The sequence below is a fragment of the Microcystis sp. M31BS1 genome (assembly GCF_020245285.1).
Taxonomy (GTDB): domain Bacteria; phylum Cyanobacteriota; class Cyanobacteriia; order Cyanobacteriales; family Microcystaceae; genus Microcystis; species Microcystis panniformis.
In genome coordinates, this window is record NZ_JADBVE010000132.1 from 1 (window position 1) to 9,585 (window position 9,585).

Genomic DNA, 9,585 nt, shown 5'->3' on the forward strand with positions numbered 1-9,585 from the left:
ACGAGCTTGAGAGTTTAATTTATTAACCCATGGTGTCTCTTCAGTTGTCAGTGAACAGTTATCAGTTAACAGTGGGGGAAAAACTGATAACTGGTAACTGTTAACTGTTAACTGTTATTGGTGAGTATCTTGTTGAAAAATGTAGCGGGGGCATTCATCCGACATTTTCGGTAATAGTTTCCTATAATCAGGGTTTTATCTCTAGTGGGACTTAGACAAAAAACAAATCGAGAAAAGCCTCAACTCCAATCCCCGCTTGGGATTTACTTCGAGAAGCCCAAAATCGCTGAAACCCAGATATATCAAGGAAAATCATCAATCGAGGTTAACCCTTTGTCCCGTAATGGTTTGAGCCTTTTTTGCTGACCGAAAACGCCTAAGTCCCACTAGAAAAGTCCCTGTTTACTTAATAAAGAAACTTGGACAAATTTATATAATAATGCTTGGTAGTGAAGCTTCTCAATAATTGATTCCCCATGACTTGGTTATATAAAACCCCCGGTATTCCCGATGAATTGTTTGAACGTTTGCCCGGGATTCCCTTGAGTAAACGCGAGGTGAGATTATTGATGATTTCCGCTTTGAGGTTAGGTGATGGGGGGGTTTTCTGGGATATCGGCGCAGGAACCGGCACTATTCCCGTTGAAATTGGCTTATTATGCCCCAATAGTCCGATTATTGCCATTGAAAGGGATGAAGAAGTGGCCAGTTTAATCCGCCGTAATTGCGAGCGCTTTGGGGTAAAAAATGTTACGGTTTTTGAAGGCAGCGCGCCCGATTGTCTGCCCAATATATCCCTAGCACCCGATCGCGTCTGTATCGAGGGCGGCAAACCGATTAAATCGGTCCTGCAAGAAGTGTGGCAATACCTGAAACCCAACGGCCGCATCGTGGCTACGGCCAATAATTTAGAAACCCTCTATCAATTTTCCGAAGGCTTTTCTAATTTACAGGCTCGTAATATCGAGATTGTCCAAGCGGCAGTAAATCGCCTAGAAACTAGGGGTATTCAGCAAGTTTTTGCCGCCGTTGATCCCATGTTTATCCTGAGCGGCGATAAACTTTAATTGGGGATAACCTTCCATAAAGTTTTCTTAATCTATATAATTATGACAATGCCGCCTAACTTCTCTGGATTAACCATGCCTTGGCCACGCATTGTCAGCGCTATTTTTGCCATTGCCTTCGCACTGGGAATTATTATCGTTGGGGGTTGGTATTTCACCCTCGGCATCGGTGTTATCGTCTTTTTGGGACAATTAGAGTATTTTCGCTTAGTTCGCGCCAAAGGCATTGAACCGGCCGCTAAAACCACTCTCGTAGTTTCACAATTACTACTGCTGACGGCAACTATGGCGGCCCCCCTCACCGATGCCATGTTTCCCCTGGCTGGGGCGTTAATTTGCTTTTATCTGCTCTTTCAGCCAAAAATGGCGACAATTGCCGACATTTCCACCTCAATTCTCGGTCTGTTTTACGGTGGTTACTTACCCAGTTATTGGATTCGTTTACGGGTCGGTTTTTCCCCCGAAAGTAGTCCCGTGGCCATGGCCAGTAACTTACCCCTGATGGGATATTGGCCGGAATCGTGGATGGAACCGAAATTATTCCCCGCTGCTTTGACGGTGACTTTTCTGGCCTTCGGTTGCATTTGGGCCGCCGATATCGGAGCTTATATCATGGGAAAATGGTTAGGGAAAACCAGTTTATCGCTGATTAGTCCCAAAAAAACCGTGGAAGGTTCCTTTTTTGGCATTTTAGGCAGTATAGCGGTGGCCGAGTTGGGTGCTTGGTATTTAGATTGGCCCTATTGGCAGCTGACGGGCTTAATTTTGGGCTTATTAATTGGTATTGTCAGTTTATTGGGCGATTTGACCGAATCGATGATGAAACGCGATGCCGGGGTCAAGGATTCCGGGCAGTTAATCCCTGGTCACGGTGGCATACTCGACCGCACTGATAGTTATGTCTTCACTGCTCCCCTAGTATATTATTTCGTCACTTTACTGCTGCCCTTGTTGCGTTAGTAATTTGTTTCTTCTCCAGTCCCCGCGCTTTTGGCAGTTCTCCAGTGCTAAATTAAAGACTAAACCCAAATTTGCGATTATGTCAGCAGTCGTCCATCCCCGGGGTAAAGTTTATCTTCTCGGTGCGGGAATCGGTCAGAGCATTTTTCTCACCCTGCAAGCGCGAGCAATTTTAGCCACGGCCGAGGTTTTGCTGTACGATGCCCTAGTGGATAGTCAAATCTTCTCCCTAGTGCCGAAAACCTGTGTTTTAGTGGATGTGGGCAAACGGGGGGGACAACCCGGGGCCGAGCAGAATCAGATTAATCGGATACTGGTTAATTATTGTCAAGAGGGAAAACGAGTTATTCGGCTTAAAAGTGGCGATCCGGGGGTTTTTGGGCGAGTATATCCTGAAATGTTAGCCTTAAAGCAGGCTGGCTGTGATTTTGAACTGATAACCGGTATTTCCTCCGCTTTGGCCGCTCCTTTATTGGCTGGAATTCCCCTGACCGAAAAGGATATTAGTCGCTGTTTTGCGGTCTTGAGCGCTCACGAGCCCGAGTCTCTCGATTGGTCAGCTTTAGGGAAAATTGATACACTGGTACTATTGATGGCTGGTCAGTCTTTAGGGCAAATTATCGAGAAATTATGCCAAAATGGGCGAAATATTCACGACTCGATCGCTATTATCCGTCAGGCGGGACGCAAGGAGCAACAAATTTGGCGCGGCACTTTAGAAAATATTCTCGCTCAAACCGCCGGGGTGTCCCTCTCACCCTCTATTATGGTCATTGGTCAAGTTGTGGATCTGGCGATTATGTCCTCTCCCCCACCCCTAGGCGGTAAAACAATTGTTATTACCCGTGCCGCCGAGCAAACGAGTCAATTTAGCGAAATTTTGCAAAATCAAGGCGCAGAAGTCCTAGAAATGCCCGCTTTAGAGATTCGTCCCCCCGACAGTTGGCAAGGTTTAGACGATGCCATCGCTCAGTTAAAAGAGTTTGATTGGCTGATTTTAACTTCTGCCAATGCTGTTAATTTTTTCTTTGATCGCTTGACATTTTGGGGAAAAGATGCTAGGGCTTTAGCGACCGTAAAAATCGCCGTGGTGGGCAAAAAAACCAGCCAAGTTTTACACTCACGGGGATTAAAAGCGGATTTTATCCCGGGGGATTTTGTCGCCGATGCTTTGGTAAACGAGTTTCCCGACCCGATTAGGGGGCAAAAATTCCTCTTTCCTCGCGTGGAAACGGGAGGGAGGGAGATATTAGTTAAGGAATTAACGGCCAAAGCTGGTCAGGTGACGGAAGTGGCCGCATATTATTCCGGATGTCCCGCACGCATGGATAGTCAGATATGGGAAGCGTTTCGAGACGGGAAAGTCGATATAGTCACCTTTGCTAGTTCCAAAACCGTCCAGAATTTTTATCGGTTATTGCTGCAAGAAACGGCAGAATTATCAGTTAATTCCCTCTTAGAAAAAGTTTGTCTGGCTTCTATCGGTCCGCAAACTTCAAAAACCTGTCAAGAGTTATTTGGTCGTGTTGATATCGAGGCGCAAGAATACACCCTAGAAGGGTTGACTAGCGCTTTAATCGAGTCGAGTAAGACCTGATATCCTCGCCACCGTAAAACAGACGGCGATTCCCAAACCTGACAATAAACAAAGCCATAAAAATCTAGGAATCTCCCCATGAGTAACCCTATTATCATTGAAACTGACTTAAAAGATATTCTCGCTAAACTTGACAATCGGTTAGAGCGAATCGAAACAAAACTAGAAATATTACCGAAAATAGAGGCCGAAGTTTCCCAACTCAAAGAAGATGTCAGAAACCTGAAGGGAATCGAAACAAAACTAGAAGTATTGCCGAAAATAGAGGGCGAAGTTTCCCAACTCAAAGAAGATGTCAGAAACCTGAAGGGAATCGAAACAAAACTAGAAGTATTGCCGAAAATAGAGACCGAAGTTTCCCAACTCAAAGAAGATGTCAAAGACTTGAAAGAAAGGGCAACGGCTCAAATATGGGCTTTGATAGTCACTGTTATCGGTGCAACTGTTGCAGCAATTATCAAATTCGGTTTTCTGACTAAAACTTAAAGGCTCTTCGTTACTTGGTATGGTTCGATAGGGGGGCATAAATCGACTAAATCCTTATCTGGTAAGAGACTTAATTGATTAGTTCGCTCTAGATAAGAAACAATTGACAAAAATCGCTAAATGCCTTTCTATATAAGGGTTACATCCCTTATAACCCCCGTCCATTGCATAACACAAACCGAAGAGCCAACTTAAATCATCATTAAAAACTAAGTTGGAACTAGACAAGTTCCAACCAGTAACAAAAAATTGACCTTGAATATTAACGACGGATTGGTGCCATCGCACCGTCGGCAGCAGCGCGAAAAGGTTCCACTGCCTCGCTATAATCGATCGGTAGAATAGCCACCACGTTATCGTGAGGACGGGGAATAATTACCCAGGTTTCTAAAGCTGCCCCCTCGGTTTTATTGACGGCTTCAATGCCGGCAGCCATAGCGGTTTTTACCTCCTGTACATCCCCACGAATATTGAGGGTAAAACGGGCGCTTCCTGCCCTTAAATAACCAACAATCGTGATCCGTCCTGCTTTTACCATCGCATCGGCGGCCGCTAGAATACCGGGGAAACCTTTGGTCTCGATCGATCCCACCGCGGGTTGGGCTGTCATAAATTAACTCCTAATAACAAAAATCAGATAAGTTCAATTGATAGAATCCAATCTATTTTCCAGTCTTTAACTATAGTCTAGTTTGGGGCCAATCCCTAGGGAAATTAACTGCGAAAACGGTCCGACTTAGCCGTATGCTGCACTGGTAAAACCGCCAGTACATTTTCTGGAGGATTCGGTACGATGTAATGACTGACCACATTACCACCAAAAGCGGTCATCGCCGCCGCTAATCCTGCCTCTACTGCTGGTTTAACCTCGGAAATCGGACCGCGAATCGCCACTAAAAATTCGCCCCTTTCCGCTAGATCAAAATAAACTAGGGTGACTCGTCCCCCTTTAACCATGGCATCCGCCGCCGCTAAAACGGGGGGAAAACCCAACGTTTGAATGACTCCGACCGCCTCGGGCATTTTTCCTGATCTCCTGCGAAAGCAATTTTACATTATACCCCGAACCTGTTTTGATATTTTCTTCTGGAAATCCTCGACCGATCGAGCCTGTTTTTTCTCTAAATACTGTTGATGGGACTGATCGGCCCGATAATAATCTCCTGCGGGTTCGATCAAAGTAACGATATCCTGCTGGAACTTTCCCGATAGTTGTAGTTGACCCTTGGAAGCGGTGGCGATTAACTTTTGTTCCGGGGTGTGATAAAAAATAATCGATCGATATTGTTCTCCCCGGTCCGGTCCTTGGCGATTTAACTGAGTCGGATCGTGAATTGACCAAAAAACGGCTAATAACGCCTCGTAGCTTATCTCTTGGGGATTATAGGCAATTTGTGCCACTTCCGCATGACCGGTAATTCGCGATAACACATCGAGATAACTAGGATTGGGGAAATGTCCCCCCATATAACCCACAGAAGTCGCTAAAACCCCCGATAAACGCCGAAATGCGTCCTCGGTTTTCCAAAAACAACCGGCCCCAAAGGTGGCTTTTTCGCCGCTATTCATTTCTCCTCACATCCTTGGCAAATTCCAGAACTGCTTTTGTAATTGTCTCGCTTAAATTAGCATAAACTTTGGCAAAAGGGGGAGCTTTTTCGGTTAATCCTAGAATATCCGCCGTTACTAACACCTGACCATCACAATCTTCCCCCGCACCGATACCAATCGTCGGGATAGTCAATTTATCGGTGATAGTAGCGGCTAAATTGGCGGGAATATGTTCCAAAACCAGGGCAAATACTCCCGCTTTCTCCAAGGCTAAAGCTTCCTCGATTAATCTTTGTGCATCCGATGGGGTTTTTCCCTGCTGACGGTATCCTAAGCGATGCACCGACTGGGGAGTTAATCCGATATGACCCATAACAGGGATGCCTATCTCGGTTAAACGGCTAATAGTCTCGATCATAGCGGGATAACCTCCCTCTAATTTTACCCCTTGCACTCCCGCTTCCTTTAACATCCTTCCCGCCGAGTGAATTGCCTGACTGACACTTTCCTGATAGCTGAGAAAAGGCAAATCACAGACAACTAAAGCTTGTTTTACCCCGCGAGACACGGCCGCCGCGTGGTGAATCATCGCCTCGAGGGTGATCGGTAAAGTGGTAGGATAGCCCAAAGCGGTCATAGCCAAGGAATCACCTACCAAGATAATATCAATTCCTGCTCGATCGAGCAGTCGCGCGATCGGATAATCCCAAGCTGTGAGGGTGACAATCGCGCGTTTTTGCTGTTTCCACTCGATTAATTTGCTGGTGGTGACTGCCATTATTTATTCACTGCGGACAGCTTCGAGGATACGGGAAAAATAGAAACGAGTGCTAGTCATACTCGTCCGTTCGATTTTAAAGCCATTTTCGTTGAGAGCGGCGATAATAGTTTTTTCCTTGTGTTGATAAGCGCGAGTGGTTTTACTCGGACCTGGGAAAAATTGACCAATTTTCTTGAGAATGGTTAATAAACAGGTTTTAGGAGCAAAACTGAGGATTAAACGGGATTGAGCTAGGGATCCCAGGTGTTTAATCATTCCTAATGCTTCTTCTGTGGGATAGTGAATGAGAACATCAAGACAGATGACTGTGTGATATTGGCCGGTTAATGCTTCTAAATCTTGAACGGCAAAGGTGAGTTTACCGGTATCTGCTAACTCTTTGGCTGCTCTTTCCTTGGCTTCTGTCACCATTTTCTCAGAAATATCACTGGCGAAAATAGTTGCGCCCGCTTTAGCAAGGGGAATACTAAGACTACCGACTCCACAACCGGCATCACAGATCGAGAGTTCGGGCAAATTGTCATCACTTTCTAACCAACCGATAACAGTATCGATCGTCTGTTGATGACCGATGCGAATATCTTTTTGTACTTTGTTAACTTCGCCATCCCCATAAATCCGGCGCCAGCGATCGAATCCCGTGGCGTTAAAATAGTCCTTGACTATGGCTTTATCGTCTAATGTGTTGGTCATAACGAAATCTAAACGAGCGGAGATGGTTATTAGTTTATCGTACCGTGAAAGCTCTCAACCGTTGCCGCTGATAGCTGACTCCTGACTGCTAAGGAGAGGACCGGGAGCGATTGCAACTCTGTGGAAAAGCTTAATTTGTTTTCCGCTTCACCGTTAGTTAACCTAAAGTGAATATCATGTAATCGTCCCAAGATCGATTAGTAAGGGTTCCATGTCAATTATCACCCATAGAACTAAGATCGTAGCCACGATCGGCCCTGCCAGTAATTCGCCGGAAGTCCTCAAGGAAATGATCGGTGCGGGGATGAATGTAGCGCGGCTAAACTTTTCCCACGGTAGCTACGAGGATCATGCGAGAGTTGTTAGCCTTTTACGGCAAATTTCTCAAGAATTAGACAATCCTATCACTCTCTTGCAAGATTTACAAGGGCCAAAAATTCGCGTTGGTAATCTCCCCAATGGTTCGATTACCATCAACGACGGCGATTATCTCACCCTTGTCCCCATGGATGAGTATCGGGGAGAAGCGAACACCGTTTCGATCGATTATCCCTATCTGGCCGAGGAAGCCAAGTTAGGTGAGCAAATTCTCCTTGATGATGGCTTATTAGAGCTAAAAATCGTTGAAATTAACGGAAAAAACCTAAAATGTCAAGTGTTGGAAGGAGGGATTCTCAAGAGTCGCAAGGGAGTTAATCTACCCCGTCTCAATTTGCGTTTACCTTCCATGACCGAAAAAGACAAACAAGACCTAGAATTTGGTCTTTCTCAGGGGGTTGATTGGGTTTCCCTCAGTTTTGTTCGTAAAGGAGAAGATATCAAAGCGATTAAGGCATTTTTAGCCGAGAGAAATCATGGGGATGTGCCAGTGATGGCTAAAATTGAAAAACCGCAAGCGATCGAAAATTTAGAGTCAATTGTCGAGGAATGTGACGGAATTATGGTGGCCCGGGGCGATTTGGGGGTAGAATTGAGTCCCGAAAAAGTCCCTATGTTGCAAAAACGCATTATCAAACTCTGCAACATGAAAACTATTCCCGTCATCACTGCCACCCAGATGTTAGAAAGCATGATTCACAATCCCCGACCGACTCGGGCCGAGGCCAGTGATGTGGCTAATGCAATTATCGATGGAACCGATGCGGTGATGTTATCGGGGGAATCAGCAGTGGGAGATTTTCCCGTCAAAGCGGTGGCTATGTTGGCCAAAATCGCCCATGATGTGGAAGCGGATGTGAAGTTTGATAATGCTCCCCCCAATCAGTCCGATGAAACTCACGCTCTCAGTGAGGCTTTGGTGGCGATCGATCAAACCCTTGATCTCCGTTATATTGTTACTTTTACCACCTCTGGCTACACTTCGCTACTGGCTTCTAAGGAACGTCCCTCAGTTCCTGTGATTGCCATGACTCCCAACAAACGCGTCTATCACCGTCTCAATCTAGTCTGGGGTGTGATCCCGATTCTTCTTGATCATCAGGTGTCCGTCTTTGAGGATGTGTTAAAGCAAACGGAATCAATTCTAATTCAGAAAAATCTAGCGCAATCGGGCGATAAAATCCTGATTATGGCGGGAATTCCCATGCAGAAAACTAAAGGCACCAATTTCCTCAAAATTCACACCATTTCGTAAGTTCTAGGAGTCGGGAGTCAGGGGACAGAAGATAGGAGACAGGAGATTATTTCTATTTATTCTCCCCACACCCCACACCCCACACCCCACACCCCACACCCCACACCCCACACCCCACACCCCACACCCCACACCCCACACCCCACTTCCCCACTTCCCCACTTCCCCACTTCCCAAGAAAACTCATGTCAAAACTTGTATTAATTCGTCACGGCCAAAGTCTTTGGAATGCGGCCAATAAATTCACTGGATGGGTCGATGTTCCCTTAAGTGAACGCGGTCGTGCGGAAGCGATGATCGCTGCCTGTAAACTGAAAGAAGCCAATATCACGATCGATGTTTGTTTTACCAGTCTCCTAATTCGCACTATGGAAACGGCAATAATTTGTCTGACTGAGTGTGATGAAATTCGCGCCGGTAAAATCCCTATTTTTAAACACGATAGCGATGATCCTGATTGGCACGGCTGGGATCGGTACGATGGTGATCCCAGTCAGGAAATTCCGATTTTTCCCAGTCAGGCCATCGACGAACGCTATTATGGTGATTTACAGGGTTTAAATAAAGCCGAAACTGCCACTAAATTCGGAGAGGCACAGGTTAAGGAATGGCGTAGATCCTATTTTACCCGTCCTCCCGGAGGTGAAAGTTTAGAGGATACCGTCGCCCGGGTTGCACTAGGGTTGATTCATTTAAATTAAGTACAGCTAATTTTGAGTCAATAAATTTGACTGAAGATTCTCAAGTTTATCTTTTTCTAATCAAAATAGTTAGTCACAATAACTAATCTTTAATCCTCTGCCAAATTTATTATGAA

At 45.6% G+C, this 9,585-nt stretch carries 11 protein-coding genes; 6 read left to right on the forward strand and 5 right to left on the reverse strand.

Annotated features, from left to right (window positions below):
• The first annotated feature begins 476 nt into the window (after positions 1-476).
• From cbiT to IM509_RS07485, 4 genes are all read left to right on the forward strand, one after another.
• Complete coding sequence (gene cbiT / locus IM509_RS07470) at positions 477-1,067, forward strand: precorrin-6Y C5,15-methyltransferase subunit CbiT (protein WP_072924172.1); 591 nt, start codon at positions 477-479, stop codon at positions 1,065-1,067.
• Between the two features lie 42 nt (positions 1,068-1,109).
• Positions 1,110-2,027, forward strand: coding sequence for a phosphatidate cytidylyltransferase (locus IM509_RS07475; RefSeq protein WP_072924174.1), 918 nt, complete (start codon positions 1,110-1,112; stop codon positions 2,025-2,027).
• A 79-nt stretch (positions 2,028-2,106) separates the two neighbouring features.
• A complete protein-coding gene (gene cobA / locus IM509_RS07480; protein ID WP_185237187.1) occupies positions 2,107-3,624 on the forward strand; it encodes a uroporphyrinogen-III C-methyltransferase in 1,518 nt (505 codons plus the stop codon).
• 78 nt (positions 3,625-3,702) lie between these two features.
• The gene (locus IM509_RS07485; RefSeq protein WP_002771222.1) at positions 3,703-4,110 is read left to right on the forward strand and encodes a hypothetical protein; all 408 of its coding nucleotides are present in this window, start codon (positions 3,703-3,705) and stop codon (positions 4,108-4,110) included.
• Positions 4,111-4,372: 262 nt separating this feature from the next.
• Here IM509_RS07485 and IM509_RS07490 read toward each other — a convergent pair whose 3' ends face one another.
• The 5 genes from IM509_RS07490 to bchM form a co-directional block, all read right to left on the reverse strand.
• Positions 4,373-4,720, reverse strand: coding sequence for a carbon dioxide-concentrating mechanism protein CcmK (locus IM509_RS07490; protein ID WP_002733188.1), 348 nt, complete (start codon positions 4,718-4,720; stop codon positions 4,373-4,375).
• 104 nt (positions 4,721-4,824) lie between these two features.
• A complete protein-coding gene (locus IM509_RS07495; RefSeq protein WP_002782143.1) occupies positions 4,825-5,133 on the reverse strand; it encodes a carbon dioxide-concentrating mechanism protein CcmK in 309 nt (102 codons plus the stop codon).
• A 27-nt stretch (positions 5,134-5,160) separates the two neighbouring features.
• A complete protein-coding gene (gene msrA / locus IM509_RS07500; protein ID WP_185237186.1) occupies positions 5,161-5,679 on the reverse strand; it encodes a peptide-methionine (S)-S-oxide reductase MsrA in 519 nt (172 codons plus the stop codon).
• Entirely contained in the window at positions 5,672-6,439 is a 768-nt protein-coding gene (gene panB, locus IM509_RS07505; protein WP_052275413.1) for a 3-methyl-2-oxobutanoate hydroxymethyltransferase, read from the reverse strand. Before panB ends, msrA begins: the two co-directional genes overlap by 8 nt.
• A gap of 3 nt (positions 6,440-6,442) precedes the next feature.
• Positions 6,443-7,135, reverse strand: a complete 693-nt coding sequence (gene bchM / locus IM509_RS07510) for a magnesium protoporphyrin IX methyltransferase (RefSeq protein WP_052275412.1) — start codon at positions 7,133-7,135, stop codon at positions 6,443-6,445.
• Between the two features lie 211 nt (positions 7,136-7,346).
• On the opposite strand from bchM, the gene pyk reads away from it, so the two are divergent.
• Entirely contained in the window at positions 7,347-8,768 is a 1,422-nt protein-coding gene (gene pyk, locus IM509_RS07515) for a pyruvate kinase (RefSeq protein WP_185237185.1), read from the forward strand.
• A 185-nt stretch (positions 8,769-8,953) separates the two neighbouring features.
• Complete coding sequence (locus IM509_RS07520) at positions 8,954-9,469, forward strand: 2,3-bisphosphoglycerate-dependent phosphoglycerate mutase (protein ID WP_272079328.1); 516 nt, start codon at positions 8,954-8,956, stop codon at positions 9,467-9,469.
• The last annotated feature ends 116 nt before the right edge of the window (positions 9,470-9,585 follow it).

What these genes read in the sequence shown, in the direction of transcription:
- cobA (WP_185237187.1), top strand. Translation starts at nt 2,107, where the DNA reads ATGTCAGCAGTCGTCCATCCCCGGGGTAAAGTTTATCTTCTCGGTGCG.
- bchM (WP_052275412.1), bottom strand. Translation starts at nt 7,135, where the DNA reads ATGACCAACACATTAGACGATAAAGCCATAGTCAAGGACTATTTTAAC.
- IM509_RS07485 (WP_002771222.1), top strand. Translation starts at nt 3,703, where the DNA reads ATGAGTAACCCTATTATCATTGAAACTGACTTAAAAGATATTCTCGCT.
- IM509_RS07475 (WP_072924174.1), top strand. Translation starts at nt 1,110, where the DNA reads ATGACAATGCCGCCTAACTTCTCTGGATTAACCATGCCTTGGCCACGC.
- IM509_RS07495 (WP_002782143.1), bottom strand. Translation starts at nt 5,133, where the DNA reads ATGCCCGAGGCGGTCGGAGTCATTCAAACGTTGGGTTTTCCCCCCGTT.
- panB (WP_052275413.1), bottom strand. Translation starts at nt 6,439, where the DNA reads ATGGCAGTCACCACCAGCAAATTAATCGAGTGGAAACAGCAAAAACGC.
- pyk (WP_185237185.1), top strand. Translation starts at nt 7,347, where the DNA reads ATGTCAATTATCACCCATAGAACTAAGATCGTAGCCACGATCGGCCCT.
- msrA (WP_185237186.1), bottom strand. Translation starts at nt 5,679, where the DNA reads ATGAATAGCGGCGAAAAAGCCACCTTTGGGGCCGGTTGTTTTTGGAAA.
- cbiT (WP_072924172.1), top strand. Translation starts at nt 477, where the DNA reads ATGACTTGGTTATATAAAACCCCCGGTATTCCCGATGAATTGTTTGAA.
- IM509_RS07520 (WP_272079328.1), top strand. Translation starts at nt 8,954, where the DNA reads ATGTCAAAACTTGTATTAATTCGTCACGGCCAAAGTCTTTGGAATGCG.
- IM509_RS07490 (WP_002733188.1), bottom strand. Translation starts at nt 4,720, where the DNA reads ATGACAGCCCAACCCGCGGTGGGATCGATCGAGACCAAAGGTTTCCCC.